The sequence below is a fragment of the Phytoactinopolyspora halophila genome, from assembly GCF_003287285.1.
In the GTDB taxonomy this organism is placed as follows: Bacteria; Actinomycetota; Actinomycetes; order Jiangellales; family Jiangellaceae; genus Phytoactinopolyspora_A; species Phytoactinopolyspora_A halophila.
In genome coordinates this window covers 129,194-144,446 of record NZ_QMIG01000005.1, presented here as the reverse complement: position 1 = coordinate 144,446, position 15,253 = coordinate 129,194, and the positions used below count along the sequence as shown (strand labels likewise).

Here is a 15,253-nt window from a genome sequence, read left to right as displayed (position 1 = left end):
TGCCCATGATGTCTCACACCTCGACCTCACTTCCCCCACTCACCCAGCGCACTCGCTCATTGCCCTCCAGACTCGTCGCGGTCCTGCTCACCACCATGCTGGTGTGCGTATCGGCCGTGATCAGCAACGTCGCCCCCGTGGGAGGATCGTCCGCGAGCGCTGCCGAGCTACCGCATGGCAAAGAACGCTTCGTGGTAGCGATCGGCGGCCTGCAAGCGTCTTCCACGCAGAACTGGGTCCGGCTCGGCCAGTACGAATTTCACGGGGACGGCACCGTGACCGAGCGGCACTGGCATTGGAGCCAGCGCAACCGGGTCGATCGCACGTACACCGGTTTCGTGGCCCGTAACTGCCCCACCCGGGAGTGTGAGATCCAGACGGCCGGTGGATACGAGTTCACCGGGTCCTCGAAGACGCTCGACGGGACGTACACCGTCGACGGGAACACGCTCGAAATCACGTGGAACGACGGCCAGTTCTGGGAAAAGTGGGAGATGACCACCACCGCCGATGGCGCCCTGGTGAGCCTGGAGTACGTCGACTCCGACTTCGGCGCCACGCACGGCTACGGCTACGGGAGCAACGCCGCCTGGAACGATCGCGTCTCCAACGCCGACATCGCGGCTGCCGACCACTCGAACTTCGAGCACTCGTACCGGCTGTGGAAGACCACCCACAGCAACCCCGACCCGCACATCGACAGTGGTGACGGTTCGCCGTTCTGGGTGACGGACTGGTCGGTGTGCAGCGGCGGCAGCTGCCTCGGCGCACGCACCGATGGTGGCACCTCCGGAACGGATTACTACGTATCGCCCGCGCGCAGCCCGATCGGGCATCGCCGGGACACGATGTGGAGCTGGCGGCTGTCCAACGCCGATGGTCGCAACGAGTACTGCTACACCGGCAATTCGCACGTCAAACCCATGATGCAGGTCGTGGATGACAACGGCGAGTTCCACGGTTGGGTGGGCGTCGAGGCGTCCCTGAACGAGACCGTGCCCGAGCAAGGTGCCTACGGCGACGACATCGGCGTATTCAAGATCGCCAGCTGACACCTGACAATCGCCGACGAGAATCCACGAAGCTCGTCACATCTGATCCGCCGGGCTGCCAAGCAGCCCGGCGGATCATGTTCGCGCACCGGCATCCGTGCCATCCGAATCCCGGACAGCGCACTCCCGGTCCGCGGACGAGGCCAGCGCGCTCTCGAAGATCAAAGTGCAACCCATCCGGCCAGACACGCGTCTCCCGGGGTAAAGCTCCAGCCCGGTCAGCTCGACCGGGCCGATTACCGGGAGGCCACCATGATCATCCGACATCTCGCCCGGACGTTCGCCGTCGTACTCGGTACCGCCACGGTCGTCCCCCTGGGCCTGGCGACCACGGCAGCAGCCGCACAGCCGGCATCGGCACAACCCACGACGTCCGCACAACCGACGTCCGATGCCCCGTACGAGGGTGAAGTCATCGCATCGAGCTCCCTCAACGCCCGAAACGCACCGACAGCAGCATCATCCAGAATGGATACGCTGTCCAACGGGGTCATCGTCGACCTCCAGTGCAAGGTCTACGGACCATCCGTCGCCGGCAACGACCTCTGGTACAAACTCGCCGACGGCACCTGGGTCACGGCTCGCTACGTCGCCAACATCGGCGCAGCACCGCACTTCTGCGGCGACGGGGAGGAGTACCAGGGTGACGTCATCGCCCAATCGTCGCTGAACGTGCGAAGCGGTCCCAGCACCGCGAATGCCACGGTCAGCTCCGCCCCGAGCGGGCACAGGCTGCCCTTGGTCTGCAAGGTCGACAGCCAGAACGTCGACGGCAATCCGCGCTGGTACCAGCTCACCGGTGGCGGAGGCGGGCAATGGGTGTCGGCCCGATACGTCGCGAACGTCGGCGCGGCGCCGCCGTACTGCTGACGGCGCCAGGCGGCGACAGCCCGCGTGAATTGTGATCAATCCGGGATGGAGAAAGGGCTGCACATCACGTGCCTACCAGCATTCCCGCGAGGTACGTTGGTAGCAGCCATCCTGGATGGGAGGCCGATTCGATGCCGTGGATCGCATGGTTGATAGTGGCCGCGGGCCTGGGTGTCGCGGAGTTCTTCACCCTGACCCTGGCCTTCGGGCTGCTCGCCGCCGCCGCGCTCGTCGGCGCGGTCGTTGCTGGACTGGGACTCCCGTTGTTGGCGCAAATTCTGGCGTTCGCCGCGAGCGGCGCCGTCGGGCTCGCCATCGTACGCCCCATAGCGCGGCGGCACATGACCCAGCCACCCGTCTCGCGTGAGGGTAGCGACGCGCTGATCGGACAGCGAGCCGTCGTCATGGAAGAAGTCACCGCTGCCCGCGGGCTCGTCAAGCTGTCCGGCGAGGAATGGTCGGCCCGCGCTCTTGACGAATACCAGACGATACCGGTGGGATCACTGGTAGATGTGATGGAGATCGACGGCGCCACCGCCATCGTCTATCCCCGGGAACTGCTGCCGTGAACCACAACCGCTAACAACGAAGGCGGAGGAAATATGGATCCCCTGCTGGTGCCGATCATCGTCGCGGCCGTCTTGGTGGTGTTCCTGGTCATCGCCACTGTCCGGGTCGTTCCCCAGGCGCACAGGTACAACGTCGAACGGTTTGGCCGCTACCGCACGACGCTGCAACCGGGGTTGAACTTCATCGTGCCGCTGGCCGACCGGATCAATACCCGGCTCGACATCCGTGAACAGGTCTTCTCGTCGCAGCCCCAACCGGTGATCACCGAGGACAACCTCGTGGTCAACATCGACACGGTGCTGTACTTCCAGATCACCGACCCCAGGGCGGCCGCTTATGAGGTCTCCGACTACGTGCAGGCGATCGACCAGCTCACCGTAACCACGCTGCGTAACGTCATCGGCAGCATGGATCTGGAACGCACGCTGACCTCCCGGGAGGAGATCAACTCCCATCTGCGCTCGGTACTCGACGAGGCGACGGGCAAGTGGGGCATTCGCGTCAACCGTGTGGAGATCAAGGCGATCGACCCCCCGGCCACCATCAAGGAGGCCATGGAGAAGCAGATGCGGGCCGAGCGTGACAAGCGCGCCGCCATCCTCCATGCCGAAGGAGACCGGCAGTCCAAGATCCTCACAGCCGAGGGGACGCAGCAGCAGCGCATCCTGGAGGCGCAAGGTGATCAGCAGGCCGCCATCCTCCGTGCCGATGGCGAGGCCAAGGCCGTCGAGCGCGTCTTCCAGGCGGTTCACAAGAACAACGCCGATCCCAAGGTGCTCGCCTACAAGTATCTGGAGACCCTGCCGCACCTGGCCGACGGCGACAACAACACCTTCTGGGTGATTCCGGGTGAGCTCACCCAGGCGGTGCGCACCGTGACCGAAGCCTTCGGTGACCACTCCCAGATGGGCGCGCCCGCACACGAGGAGGCCGCGGACAACGAGCAGGCGCCAGAGGAGGAGACCGGCGACGAGGATCTCGGCGGCCGGGAACTGACCCCTGCCGACAGCCTGGCGCTGGATCCGGAAACGGCAGCGGCGAGGGCCGCCGAGATGGCCAAAGCTGCCGTCAGCGATGCCAAGGCCGACGCGCATGCGGCGCAGGGCAGTCCCAGCAAGAGGACGGGGCAGCAGGGGCAGAGCGAGGAATAGCCACACCGGTGGTCATCACCAAACCGCGCCGCGATGGGACGTGAACCCAGAATGGCCACATCGTGGCTCGACGACTAGGAGCCGTTGAAGGCGACGATCGTCTTGGTAATGTCGGTGGACATCAACGCACTTCTGCTCCGGGACATCCGCCGGCTCGCTGCTGTGGACATGTACGGTTCCGCAGGTAGCAGGCTACGCCGCCGGATCATCCTCGCCGAGTTCATCGCCGGTGCCCTGGGATGCTGCGGACTCGGACTATGGACACTCGCGACGCAACCTCTGGGCGGCTGGACCGTGTTCGGGCTCTGGGTGGCCGGCGTCGGCGTGAACTACATTCCACTCGCACTTCATGCGATAGCCCTGTTCCCCGGCCGACGCCTTGAGAGCGAACTCGCGGGCGTCGATATCTGGCCCGAGCTGCGGTATTACACCGCTGCCCAATTCTGGATCTTCGCCCCGGCCGTGCTCCTCGTGCTGGCCATCCGGCAGGAAGCCGAGCGTCGGAGAACGTGAACGCCGGGCGTCCAGCTCGCTCACGTGATCATTGACGTACGTGCACATATCCATGTAGGCGATCGCTGACGATCAACGCAACCGCTCGCTGATCAACGGGTGTCCGGGTGCGCGGAGGTCGACGCGTCGGCAGGCGCGGGTGCCAACACGGTCAGCCGGGGCGAGCCCGCACTCAGCGTCGCCGCTTCCGGCGTGACCGACCATGCCGCGACGAGCTCAGCTTCCAGATCGCCGGCGAGATTCTCGACGTCGGCTCGTGCGGTCTCGTGCATCGCCTCCGCGACGATCAGGGCCGACGTCGTAGTCTCCCGCACGGCCGAGTAGCCGCTCTGGCGGTTCGTCCACCGCCGCGCGTGCGCCCGGCCCGCCCCATCGGCGAAGATCACCTCGTCCGGGTACGGGTGTTCCACGTCACCGGAGAAGGTGAGGTACTCCTCGTCGCCGGTGGCGTGCCGCACCCGCAGGTGGTCCGTGATCGCCGAGGCGTCAAAGACCGCGATCGGGATCGCGTAGGCGAGCGAGAGCGCGTTGCACAGATCGATCAGGGGGTGGATCCGGGGCAGCGCCCCCTCCTTCTTGAACCGCCGTAGCAGCGCTTCCGAGGCGCATCTGTACTGCGTGGGTTTCAGGCCCATCTGCGAGAACGTACGCCGCCAGGCCCGTATCTCGGGCAGCTCGCCTTCGGACGACGACGCGAGACGCGTCTCGGCTACGGCGCTGAACCGCGTGATCGCATCGGTGATCACGTCGTCAGCGTGCGCGGTGATGCCGTCGGCGTACAGAGCCGTCGCGGCGAGATCGGGATGCGCCGTCCAGATGGCATTCGAATGCTCGAAGAACATGACTTCATCCTGTCATCTGGATGCTGCACCGCGACGGCGCCGTAGACGTCGACGTCGAGCGGCAGGGGCGCTTCCAGCAGTACCTGGCCGGTGTCACCCGCGCTGGTCGGCCATGGCACCGATGAGTTCCTCCGCAGTCGCTCCGATCATGCCGAGCGCGTGATCCAGGGTCGGCGACGTGCCGGCTCCGGCACGGGTAACCGCCAGGATGCGACGGGCCGGAATCGGGTCGCCGCGCAGGGGGATGCGTACCACGGAATGCTGCCCCGACCAGCGGGCCAGCCGGGAGACCAGCGCGACACCGAATCCGTGGGCGACCAGTGCCGTCCCGGTCTCCCACTCGTTGGCGTAGTGGGCGACGTTCGGGGTGAACCCGGCGCTGGCGCACGAGGCCATGGTCAGCTGATGGTATGTGGTTCCGGGGCGGGCGACGATCCAGGCTTCCTCCGCCGTCTCGGCAAGCGACACCGTCGCGTGTTCCGCGAGCCGGTGCTCGGGATGGACGAGCAGATCGAGCGGCTCGTCAAACAGGCGCCGCTGGTCGAAGCGCGGATCCGACAACGACGGTGTCGTCGGCGTGAGCAGCACGACGGCGAGATCGGCCCGGCCGGCGAACACGAGCTCGTAGCACTCGGACGGTTCGGCCTCGATCGTCTCGACGCGCACGCGCGGAAATCGGTCGCGCAGGCCCGCCACCGCCGGAGGCAGGAGAGCTGCCGCCGCAGTGGAGAATCCGCACATGGTGAGCGCTCCGCTGGGCTCGTCGACGTGCCTGGCCAGCTCCGCCCGTGCCCGCTCCCACTCGGCGAAGAGCGTGTCAGCGTGGCGCAGCAGCGAGCGCGCCGCCGAGGTCAGGCGCACCTGGCGCCCTTCCGGTTCCAGGAGTACCACTCCGAGCTCCCGGGACAGCTGCTTGAGCTGCTGCGATACCGCCGAGGGGGTGTAGCGCAACGCTTCCGCCGCGGCGGTGACCGTGCCGTGGTGGGCGACCATGCGCAGCATCTGCAATCGCTGGTCAATCATTCAGCGTTCCTACATGGTTTTCTGTAAAAGTATTTGCTTTTCAAACATACTCGGGCGCGACCACGATGAACACGTGCCCAGATTCCGCAGCGACGCCCGGGATGTTACGAACGAACTACGAGTCCGCAGCACCGCACGCGAAATGTGGATCGCGGCGGGCGTGCTCGCCACACTCTCCGCGGCGGCCAACATGGCCAGTCCGCTGTATCCGACCTATCAGCAGGCACTCGGGATCTCCGATCTCGCGGTGACGCTGCTCTACGCCACCTACGCGCTGGCGTCCGTGCCGTCGCTCCTCCTCTTCGGCCCGGCCGCCGACGCGTTCGGCCGCAAGCCGGTCCTGGCGCTAGGCGTCACCTGTGCTGCCATCGGGACCCTCCCGTTCGCCGTGGCCGAGCACGTGGCATGGCTCTTCGCCGGCCGACTCCTGCTGGGCGTGGCGCTCGGGCTGGCCACGGGTGCGGGCGTCGCGATGATGATCGAACGGGAACCGTCCGGAAACCGGGCCCGTGGATCCTTGCTGGCCACGCTGTCGTTCATCGGTGGGACCGGGGCCGGGCCACTGCTGACCGGCGTCCTCGCGCAATACGCGCCCGCCCCGACGGTCCTGCCGTTCGTCGTGATGCTCGCCGTCCTGCTCGCCGTCGGCGTGAGCCTGGCCTGGGTACCCGGGGGCGTGCTGGTGCGCGGGCAGCGCTGGCGGCCCACCCGCCCCAGCGTTCCGCATCACCTGCGGACGACGTTCGTCGTGGCGGGAACCACCGGCTTCCTCGGCTGGGCCGTCGTCGGCATCTTCCTCGCCCTGCTGCCTTCAGTCGCCGAGTCCGTCCTGGGACGGCCCAACCTGGCGGTGACCGGCGCCATCATCGCCGCCCTGTTGCTGTGCTCGGCCCTGGCCCAGCCGCTCGCGCCGCGACTCCTCCCCCACGCGGCGCAGACGCTGGGCGTCACCATGATCGCCGTCGCTCTGGGGTTGCTCGTCAGCTCGTACCTGCCGATGTTCGCGCAGACACCAGCTTCCCTCGTGTTGCTGATCTCGGCCGCGGTCACCGCCGGGATGGGCCACGGCATGAGCTACTGGGGAGCCGCGGCCGATGTCGACGCCCGTACCAGCGAGCACCGGGCCGCCGTCACGGCCAGCCTCTACCTGCTGTTCTACCTCGGCGCGGGACTGCCCGCCGTCGGCGTCGGGCTGCTGACGATGATCCTGTCCCTGGGAACGGCCGTGTTGCTGTTCAGCTTGGTTGTCGCACTGGTCACGGTGCTGTTCCTTCCCGTCCCGTCCCTCGTGCAGACACAGATCTTCGCCACTGCCCCGGTCCCCGGCCCACCGGAACGTGATCGAGTGCGCGAGGGCGCCACGACAGGGAGCGCCTTCGCGCACTCCGTCATTCAGTCCAGCTGGTCCCACCACCACGCCACGCTGGGATACGGCAACGGCGCCGGGTCCGGGTCGGATGGCCGATCCGTCCACGGCTCGGGCGCAAGCGACAAGTACGGGCCGGACAGGTCGGCTGCGAGATCGTAGCGCGGGACGTGCAGGCTCCACTCGATGTTGCCGCTGATGATCTGGCCGAGCTCGATGACGTAGGTGCGCAGCGCGGCATCGCCGGTCTGCACGAGCTGTCGCTGCAGCCGCAGGAACAGGCTCATCATCCGGTCCCGGAGGCGGACGGCGGCGTCCACCCCGTCCGCGAGATCGTATCCGTGGTGCGCCCGCAGCACCGTGATGATGTCCTGGTTCTGATCGTAGGTTCCCTCCTTGCGGTGCGAGACCAGATCGTTGTCGAGCGCCGCGATGAGGGTGGTGCACTCGGTGACAGCCCGGACCGGCGAGCTCTGCAACCGCTCCATGGGAATGTCCAGGCCGTCGGCCATCGCGGCAAGCGCGACGACGAATCGACCGCCGCATTCGAGAAGGCGCACCGACAGGTAGTCATCGACTGCCGGAATGATGCCCTGCTGCTCGTTGGTCAGGTGCCATACGCAGCCGAGCACGTAGCTGCGCACCCCATCGACAAAGTGACCCATCTGTGCCGGGCTCACGTGCCGGCGAAGCTCGGCCGCGATGTCACCCGCGGCGGCCACGAAGGGATCCGTTCCCTCCGGCGGCCGGTAGCCGGGTATCTCGATTGCCCGCATAAACCGGTTCGCCAGGTCGGTGAACCGGACGAGCTTGTCCCCCTTCTCGCCGTGGCGCTCGGCGTCGCACACGTCGTCGAAGGTGAACGTCAGGTAGTGGAAGTAGACGCCCTGGTAAAACACTTCGGGCTCGCATGCCATCGTGGCGCACCGGCCGAAGAACTCGTGGGCGTGGCTGCTGTGCGCCCAATCCAGCCGGGCTCCCCCGAGATCGGCGAGAACCCGCTCCATCCATCGCTTGCTGTGATGCTCCGCCGATTCGGTCAACGGAGTCTTCGCGGGTGCGATGGGGCAGTAGAACGGGGGCAATCGCACATCGACGGCATCCTGCGTCATGGTGCACCCCACACCTGGTTGGCTGCGTCCTCGGCCACGTCGTCACCGTCACCCCCGGCTCCGCTCTCGCTGTCGGTGAGTTTCAGTGCCTCCTCGACGAGCGTCTCGACGATCTTGCTTTCCGGGACGGTGCGGACCACCTCGCCCCGCACGAAGATCTGGCCCTTGCCGTTGCCGGACGAGACACCGATGTCCGCTTCGCGCGCCTCACCCGGCCCGTTGACCACGCACCCCATGACGGCGACACGCAGCGGGACGGGGAAATCCTCGAACGCGGCGTTGACCTCCTCGGTGAGCTTGTAGACGTCGACCTGGGCGCGCCCGCACGACGGGCAAGACACGATCTCCAGGCTGCGTGGGCGCAGGCCGAGCGACTGCAGGATCTGGGTGCCCGCCTTGACCTCCTCGACCGGGGGTGCGGACAGCGACACCCGGATGGTGTCCCCGATCCCCTCGGCCAGCAGGACCGCGAACGCCGCCGTGGACTTGATGGTGCCCTGCGGCGGTGGACCCGCCTCGGTGACACCGAGATGCAACGGGTAGTCGCATCGCTCGGCCAGGCCCCGGTATGCCTCGATCATCACCAGCGGATCGTGGTGCTTCACCGAAATCTTGATGTCGTGGAAGCCGTGCTCCTCGAACAGGGAACACTCCCACAGCGCCGACTCGACGAGTGCCTCCGCGCTGGGCTGGCCATGCTCGGCGAGCATGCGCGGATCCAGGGAACCGGCGTTGACACCGATCCGGATGGGCACACCGGCGTCTCGCGCGGCCCGGGCGATCTCCCCGACCCGGTCGTCGAACTTCTTGATGTTTCCCGGATTCACCCGCACGGCAGCGCATCCCGCCTCGATCGCCGCGAAGACGTACTTGGGCTGGAAATGAATGTCGGCGACGACCGGGAGTTGCGACTTCGCCGCGATGGCCGGCAACGCGTCGGCGTCGTCCTGGGAGGGAACCGCGACCCGGACGATGTCGCATCCGGCAGCCGTCAGCTCGGCGATCTCTTGCAGGGTCGCATCGACGTCGGTGGTCGGCGTCGTCGTCATCGACTGCACCGACACCGGCGCGCCGCCCCCGACGGGTACGTTGCCTATCATGACCTGCCGGCTCACCCGGCGTACGGCCAGCGGACCGGCGGGCGACGCCGACGCTGCTGCCGTCGAGCTTGCCGCGCGCACTGCCGGTGTATCCAGGTTCACGGCCGTCACGTGGGCACCTCCTCAGTAGGTTCGATCGTGGTCTGCCATTCCCGGCCCAGACGTTTGAGTACCGTCGTCGCGATACCGGCCGCGTCCAGCCCGTGCGCCTGCAAGATCTGATTGCGGGACGCGTGCGGCAGGAACCGTGGCGGCAATGCGAAAGTGGCCGCCCGCGTGCTCGAACCCGACGCTGTGAGCGCCTGGCCAAGGCGGGCACCGAGCGCGCCGGTGGCCGTCGTGTCCTCGACCGCCAGGACGAGACGGTGATCGCGGGCCAGGGACACCAGGTCTGGACTGACGGGTGCGATCCACCGCGGATCGACCACGGTCACCGGCACGCCATCTCCGGCGAGCTCGTCAGCCGCCGACAGGCACGGCTCCGCCAGCGGACCGACGGCGACGAGCATCACCTCGCCCTCCGTGCTCTCCCGGAGGATGTCGCACTCGCCAACCCGGTACACGGCCGCGATGTCGGCTCCGGCCGTCGCCTTGGGATAGCGCAGCACCGTGGGACCGTCGGTCACGTCGATGGCCTCGCGCAGCAATTCACGCAGCCGGCTCGGGTCGCGCGGGGCGGCCAGCCGCAACCCGGGCACCACCGGGAGGATGGACGAGTCCCACATGCCGTGGTGGCTCGGCCCGTCGGGGCCGGTGACCCCGGCCCGATCCAGGACGAACGTCACGGGCAGCCGGTGCAGCGCCACGTCCATGAGCACCTGGTCGAAGGCGCGGCTGAGGAATGTCGAGTACAGCGCCACCACCGGGTGCAACCCGCCCGTGGCCAGGCCCGCTGCCGACGTGACGGCGTGTTGCTCGGCGATCCCGACGTCGAACACCCGGTCGGGGAACCGCGCGGCGAACGTCGTCAGTCCCGTCGGATGCGGCATGGCCGCGGTGATACACACGACGTCGTCGCGCTCGGCCCCAATCTCTCCGATCTCGTGCCCGAACACCGACGTCCAGGTGGGCTTGCTCGCAGATCGCGGGCGGCCGGTCTGCGGATCGACGACGCTCACCGTGTGCAGGCAGTCCTCCTCGTCGTCTTCCGCCGGCTGGTAGCCGCGGCCCTTGGTGGTCACCATGTGAACCACCACCGGATGCCGGAGTGCGGCGGCGCGGCGCAACGCCCGCTCCATGGCGAGGGTGTCATGGCCATCGAACGGTCCCAGGTAGCTCAGGCCGAGACTCTCGAACAGGCTGCGATCCGTGTCATACGTGTAGGACCGCAGGTGCGTCCGGGGCGACCCCGCGAGCCCGGCGAGCTCGCCGAGATGGGCGGACACCCCGCCGACCGTCGGCGAATAGGAGCGGCCGTTGTCGTTGAGGACGATGATCACTGGCCGGTCCGGCGCGCCGCCGATGTTGTTGAGGGCCTCCCAGCACATTCCGCCGGTCAGCGCGCCGTCACCAACGATGGCCACCACCCGCCGGTCGTGTTCCTGGCGGACAGCGAACGCCTTGGCCAGGCCGTCCGCGTAGGACAACGACGTCGACGCGTGCGAGTTCTCGATCACGTCGTGCCCGGACTCGGCCCGGGAAGGGTACCCGGACAGCCCACCGGACTGCCGCAACGTGTCGAAATCGTCCTGACGGCCGGTGAGGATCTTGTGGACGTAGGCCTGATGGCCGGTGTCGAAGAGCAAGACGTCGCGTGGCGAGTCGAAGACGCGATGCAGCGCGAGCGTCAGCTCGATCACACCGAGGTTCGGCCCCAGATGACCGCCGGTGCTGCACACCTTGTCGATCAAGAATTGCCGGATTCGTTCGGCCAGCCCGGCCAGGGCATCCTGTGACAGGCCACGCACGGTCTCCGGACCGGCGAGCCATGCAGGAAGCGTGACACCGGGCGGCTCGTGTGTGCCCGTGCTCGACATCATGGCCGCACTGCCGACGGTAGGTTGAATTCCACGGTCTCTTCGACCGTCTTGCGCTCCCTCACGGTGACCGGCCCCAGCCCGCCCAAGGCGGTGATGATCTCTTCGGTCAGGCGTGACGGAGCCGACGCGCCGGCGGTGAGCCCGACGACGTCAACGCCGCTCAGCCATTCGGCGCGGATGTCACCGGCGTCGTCGACGAGGTATGCCGGCGTGCCGTAACGGTGGGCCAGCTCGACCAGGCGCAACGAGTTCGAGGAGTTGTCCGATCCGACGACGAGAACCAGGTCGGACTCCTCGGCGATGACTTTCAGCGCGTCCTGCCGGTTGGTCGAGGCGTAGCAGATGTCGTCCGAAGCGGGGCCACGCAGATCCGGGAACCGGTCCCGGAGCGCCTCCAGCACCTCGGTGGTCTCGTCCACGGCCAGCGTGGTCTGCGTCAGATACGACACCCGCGACGGGTCGTCGACGGCGAGATTCTCGACATCGGCCGCGTCCTCGACCAGTACCGTTTCCCCGGGTGCCTCGCCGAGAGTGCCTTCGACCTCTTCGTGTCCCGCGTGGCCGATCAACACGACCGTGTCGCCCCGATTCGCGAACCGGCGAGCCTCGCTGTGCACCTTGGTCACCAGCGGGCAGGTCGCGTCGATCGCATCCAGCCCGCGCCGCTGCGCCTCGGCTCGCACTTCCGGTGACACCCCGTGCGCGGAAAACACCACCGTGGCACCCTCCGGCACGGAGTCCAGCTCGTCCACGAAGACGGCGCCGTGCTCTTCCAGCTCGGACACCACGTGCGTGTTGTGCACGATCTGTTTGCGTACGTAGATCGGGCCGCCGCGCTGTTCCAGCAGGCGCCAGACGACGTCGATCGCCCGCTCTACCCCTGCGCAGAACGACCTGGGAGAAGCCAGCAGCACGGTTCGCGGTTGAGCGACCGCAGCCCAGCGGGCGAGCGCGTCGCTCGCGGCCTGCCGGATTCCGGAAGCTTCGGGGACGCGGGACGCGGCCAGGCCGAGGCCCGCACGGCCGTCGGTACCGTCGAGCACGGCGGTGAACTCCACCACGTCCGAATCGGACGCACCGGCCGGATCGAGGTGCAGCGGAGCGATCGTGGCGGCAATCTCCCTTCGCCGAAGCTCCCCGGCGACGAACTCTGCCGCCGGGCACGGGATGACGTCCGGCTCCAGCCCGTGCAACGCGTCGGCAACCAGGACGGTTCCCGCGTCTCGCACGCTCCGGTGGGCTGTCATCGCCAAGTCGGATCTCTGATCAGCACACATACAGGGGATACCTCCGGCACGGTTAGTGGTTGCGGTCGACGATCAGTCGCGCCAGCGTCGCCAGTTCGGCACATGCCCGGCGCCGGACGCCTGCCGCCTCTAGCTGGCCGAGTGCCCGGGCGAGGAAGGCGTCCGTCTGCTCCCGTGCCCACGCCCGCCCGCCGGCGGCTTCGATCAGCTCCGCCGCATGCGCGAGTTCGCTCTCGCTGAGCGGAGTGGCACGGTTGTAGAGTTCCGCGAGCTGCTGCCCGGCGGGCGTGCCAGACGTCAACGCGGCGACGACGGGAACGGTCTTCTTGCGCGCTCGCAGGTCGGCATGGACGGGCTTGCCCAGGACGTCGGGATCTCCCCAGATGCCCAGCAGATCGTCGGCGATCTGAAAGGCCATCCCCACCTGGCGCCCGAACTCGTGCATACCGGTGACCTGACGCTGCTCGGCGTTACCGAAGGACGCACCGAGCGCGCATGCGGCGCCGAGCAACGCTGCCGTCTTGCCGTTCACCATGGCCAGGCATTCCGCGACGTCCACATCGTCGCGGCCCTCGCACTCGAGATCTGCCGCCTGCCCATTCACGAGATCCAGCAAGGCGGCGCTGAGCAGGCGGGTCCCGTCCTGAGCAGCTGGATGGCCGCTGGTTGCCACGACATGCGACGCCAGGGTCAGCAAGCCGTCACCGACCAAGACCGCAGCGTCGACACCGAACACCGTCCATGCGGTCCGGCGGTGACGCCTGGTGTGGTCGCCATCCATGACGTCGTCGTGAAGCAGGGAGAAGTTGTGTGCGAGCTCGACCGCGACGGCGGCCGGAACCGCCGAACTCGGGGCGCCACCGACGGCCTCGGCGCACAAGAGGGTCAGGGCCGGTCGCAAGACCTTGCCACCCTGCCCCGATGTCGGCCGTCCCTGCTCGTCGCACCAGCCGAAGTGATACGACGCGACGTGCCGCATCGGCTCGTCGAGCTCGTCGACGGCCGTGCGGAGGGCCGGCTCGACCATGGCACGGCTCCAGCGCAGCACCTCATCGGCAGGGCGATCATCGGTGAACGTCTCGAGGACGGCCATGCTGTGCCACCTTCCGTCGGATTGCCACCCGGATCTCGCGTATTCAGCAGGCCCGCTATCGCCCGTCTGGGGCACGTCGGTGCCGCCCATGCCGAGTGACATCGCCGTCACTTTCAGTTATGGCAATTGACGATAAGTGTGTGATCTCGGGTGCGAGAGGGGCCTCGTTTCGGCATGTCGACAATGTCACCGTTAAGGTGCCAACACCTGCTGGCCTCGGGGCGCTAAGTTGGCCGACATGGCAGCCCTGAATTCGCCCGTCGCCGATCTCCTGTCGAGCTATCGTGCCCGAGATCCGCTGGAGTCCGTCGATCTCGCCCGGACCCGCGATCTCGTCAAGACGGCACGTGACCCGTGGCTACGCTCCACTCGCATCCACGTCACGGCATCGGCTCTCATCGTTCATCCACCGACGCAGCGCGTGCTGCTGCGCTGGCACCCGCGCCAGCACGCCTGGCTGCAGGTCGGCGGGCACGGCGATCCGGGAGAGATCACGCCGATCGACATCGCGCTGCGCGAAGGCCGTGAAGAGACCGGACTCACCGACCTCGTGCCGTGGCCTGACGAATCCATCGTGCATGTCGTCGTGGTTCCGGTCGCCGCCAGCGATACCGAACCAGCTCACGAGCACGCCGACATCAGGTTCGTGCTGGCAACGCAAGCTCCGGAAAGCATACGCCCGGAACACGGCGAGGCACCGCTTCGCTGGCTTACCGTCCCAGCGGCGATCTCGGCCACGGCCGAAGAGAATCTCCAGGAGACGCTTTCTCGCGTCGGCCAGCTCCTCGCACACTGACCGCGAAGCTTCGCGGCCGTCACGCCACAACGGCGCGTGCTCATCGGTCACGCTGCACTGCGAGCCGATTACAACATCACGACATGTTAGCCATCCCGTCACTTGTGGTCGAAATGCGCGTCATGATTGGCGCAAGAGTCCGTCGTGCCAGGTAAGAACCGATCCTGGGACTCGCCAGGACGAGACAACCGGCCTCCGCGCCTACGACGAGGATGGTGAAGGGCATGAGCGAGACCTGCAGCGTTAGGTGGTGTCAGGAGCCACCGAACCACAGTACGCGGCATCGACGCGATCTCGGCGAGACGCACTCCACCGAGATGTTCGTCCGCCTGTTCCTCGATGCCGCACCCACCGACATGACCCCCCAGCTCGCCATCGCCATGGGGTATATCGGGCACCGACCTTACGCAGCCACGACACTGACCTGGTCCGCTTGGGAACGCTTGATCGGCCTGATGGTCGACGCGCACCCCAAGTACGCGCCCCGCCGCCGAGAACAGGCCGACCGGAGGCACCGGCAGCCGTAACAGGCCGCCCCT

At 67.5% G+C, this 15,253-nt stretch carries 14 protein-coding genes and 1 pseudogene; 8 read left to right on the top strand and 7 right to left on the bottom strand.

All coding sequences use genetic code 11. The features are described from left to right. Window positions 1-5: 5 nt before the first annotated feature. From DPM12_RS08400 to DPM12_RS08380, 5 genes are all read left to right on the top strand, one after another. Window positions 6-1,052, top strand: a complete 1,047-nt coding sequence (locus DPM12_RS08400) for a hypothetical protein (protein ID WP_123788510.1) — start codon at window positions 6-8, stop codon at window positions 1,050-1,052. Between the two features lie 252 nt (window positions 1,053-1,304). Continuing rightward, window positions 1,305-1,922, top strand: a complete 618-nt coding sequence (locus tag DPM12_RS08395) for an SH3 domain-containing protein (protein WP_112257855.1) — start codon at window positions 1,305-1,307, stop codon at window positions 1,920-1,922. Window positions 1,923-2,053: 131 nt separating this feature from the next. Continuing rightward, entirely contained in the window at window positions 2,054-2,491 is a 438-nt protein-coding gene (locus DPM12_RS08390; RefSeq protein WP_112257854.1) for an NfeD family protein, read from the top strand. A 33-nt stretch (window positions 2,492-2,524) separates the two neighbouring features. Further along, window positions 2,525-3,643 (top strand): SPFH domain-containing protein, encoded by a 1,119-nt coding sequence (locus tag DPM12_RS08385; protein WP_112257853.1) that lies wholly within the window; start codon window positions 2,525-2,527, stop codon window positions 3,641-3,643. Window positions 3,644-3,727: 84 nt separating this feature from the next. After that, window positions 3,728-4,156 carry a hypothetical protein gene (locus DPM12_RS08380; RefSeq protein ID WP_123788511.1) on the top strand — a complete coding sequence of 143 codons (429 nt, stop codon included), beginning with the start codon at window positions 3,728-3,730 and terminating at the stop codon, window positions 4,154-4,156. 92 nt (window positions 4,157-4,248) lie between these two features. Here the strand turns inward: DPM12_RS08380 and DPM12_RS08375 are convergent, their stop codons facing one another. Continuing rightward, window positions 4,249-4,998: a B3/B4 domain-containing protein gene (locus DPM12_RS08375; protein ID WP_112257851.1), complete on the bottom strand. Its 750-nt coding sequence runs from the start codon at window positions 4,996-4,998 to the stop codon at window positions 4,249-4,251. Window positions 4,999-5,091: 93 nt separating this feature from the next. Further along, window positions 5,092-6,021, bottom strand: coding sequence for a LysR family transcriptional regulator (locus DPM12_RS08370; protein ID WP_112257850.1), 930 nt, complete (start codon window positions 6,019-6,021; stop codon window positions 5,092-5,094). Between DPM12_RS08370 and DPM12_RS23830 the strand changes: the two are divergent. After that, a pseudogene (locus DPM12_RS23830) lies at window positions 5,990-7,180 on the top strand (MFS transporter); the annotation flags it as partial. The gene DPM12_RS08370 and the pseudogene DPM12_RS23830 overlap by 32 nt on opposite strands. 233 nt (window positions 7,181-7,413) lie before the next feature. On the opposite strand, the gene DPM12_RS23825 reads toward DPM12_RS23830, so the two are convergent. Genes DPM12_RS23825 through DPM12_RS08340 form a run of 5 tightly spaced genes read right to left on the bottom strand, consistent with a single transcriptional unit; the run spans window position 7,414 to window position 13,918 of the window. Continuing rightward, window positions 7,414-8,499 carry a terpene synthase family protein gene (locus DPM12_RS23825; RefSeq protein WP_112257848.1) on the bottom strand — a complete coding sequence of 362 codons (1,086 nt, stop codon included), beginning with the start codon at window positions 8,497-8,499 and terminating at the stop codon, window positions 7,414-7,416. Further along, a complete protein-coding gene (gene ispG / locus DPM12_RS08355) occupies window positions 8,496-9,710 on the bottom strand; it encodes a flavodoxin-dependent (E)-4-hydroxy-3-methylbut-2-enyl-diphosphate synthase (RefSeq protein ID WP_245951233.1) in 1,215 nt (404 codons plus the stop codon). The genes DPM12_RS23825 and ispG overlap by 4 nt, the downstream gene beginning before the upstream one ends. Then, window positions 9,707-11,575 carry a 1-deoxy-D-xylulose-5-phosphate synthase gene (gene dxs / locus DPM12_RS08350; RefSeq protein ID WP_112257847.1) on the bottom strand — a complete coding sequence of 623 codons (1,869 nt, stop codon included), beginning with the start codon at window positions 11,573-11,575 and terminating at the stop codon, window positions 9,707-9,709. The genes ispG and dxs overlap by 4 nt, the downstream gene beginning before the upstream one ends. Beyond that, a complete protein-coding gene (ispH, locus tag DPM12_RS08345; protein WP_170313681.1) occupies window positions 11,575-12,825 on the bottom strand; it encodes a 4-hydroxy-3-methylbut-2-enyl diphosphate reductase in 1,251 nt (416 codons plus the stop codon). The genes dxs and ispH overlap by 1 nt, the downstream gene beginning before the upstream one ends. A 52-nt stretch (window positions 12,826-12,877) precedes the next feature. After that, complete coding sequence (locus DPM12_RS08340; protein WP_112257845.1) at window positions 12,878-13,918, bottom strand: family 2 encapsulin nanocompartment cargo protein polyprenyl transferase; 1,041 nt, start codon at window positions 13,916-13,918, stop codon at window positions 12,878-12,880. 238 nt (window positions 13,919-14,156) lie between these two features. Here DPM12_RS08340 and DPM12_RS08335 point away from each other — a divergent pair, with 238 nt between their 5' ends. Both DPM12_RS08335 and DPM12_RS08330 read left to right on the top strand, forming a co-directional pair. Continuing rightward, window positions 14,157-14,714 (top strand): NUDIX hydrolase, encoded by a 558-nt coding sequence (locus DPM12_RS08335; protein ID WP_112257923.1) that lies wholly within the window; start codon window positions 14,157-14,159, stop codon window positions 14,712-14,714. Between the two features lie 224 nt (window positions 14,715-14,938). Next, window positions 14,939-15,241 (top strand): hypothetical protein, encoded by a 303-nt coding sequence (locus DPM12_RS08330; RefSeq protein WP_123788512.1) that lies wholly within the window; start codon window positions 14,939-14,941, stop codon window positions 15,239-15,241. Window positions 15,242-15,253: the final 12 nt, after the last annotated feature.

What these genes read in the sequence shown, in the direction of transcription:
- DPM12_RS08400 (WP_123788510.1), top strand. Translation starts at nt 6, where the DNA reads ATGATGTCTCACACCTCGACCTCACTTCCCCCACTCACCCAGCGCACT.
- DPM12_RS08395 (WP_112257855.1), top strand. Translation starts at nt 1,305, where the DNA reads ATGATCATCCGACATCTCGCCCGGACGTTCGCCGTCGTACTCGGTACC.
- DPM12_RS08390 (WP_112257854.1), top strand. Translation starts at nt 2,054, where the DNA reads ATGCCGTGGATCGCATGGTTGATAGTGGCCGCGGGCCTGGGTGTCGCG.
- DPM12_RS08385 (WP_112257853.1), top strand. Translation starts at nt 2,525, where the DNA reads ATGGATCCCCTGCTGGTGCCGATCATCGTCGCGGCCGTCTTGGTGGTG.
- DPM12_RS08375 (WP_112257851.1), bottom strand. Translation starts at nt 4,998, where the DNA reads ATGTTCTTCGAGCATTCGAATGCCATCTGGACGGCGCATCCCGATCTC.
- DPM12_RS08370 (WP_112257850.1), bottom strand. Translation starts at nt 6,021, where the DNA reads ATGATTGACCAGCGATTGCAGATGCTGCGCATGGTCGCCCACCACGGC.
- DPM12_RS23825 (WP_112257848.1), bottom strand. Translation starts at nt 8,499, where the DNA reads ATGACGCAGGATGCCGTCGATGTGCGATTGCCCCCGTTCTACTGCCCC.
- dxs (WP_112257847.1), bottom strand. Translation starts at nt 11,575, where the DNA reads ATGTCGAGCACGGGCACACACGAGCCGCCCGGTGTCACGCTTCCTGCA.
- ispH (WP_170313681.1), bottom strand. Translation starts at nt 12,825, where the DNA reads ATGACAGCCCACCGGAGCGTGCGAGACGCGGGAACCGTCCTGGTTGCC.
- DPM12_RS08340 (WP_112257845.1), bottom strand. Translation starts at nt 13,918, where the DNA reads ATGGCCGTCCTCGAGACGTTCACCGATGATCGCCCTGCCGATGAGGTG.
- DPM12_RS08335 (WP_112257923.1), top strand. Translation starts at nt 14,157, where the DNA reads ATGGCAGCCCTGAATTCGCCCGTCGCCGATCTCCTGTCGAGCTATCGT.
- DPM12_RS08330 (WP_123788512.1), top strand. Translation starts at nt 14,939, where the DNA reads ATGAGCGAGACCTGCAGCGTTAGGTGGTGTCAGGAGCCACCGAACCAC.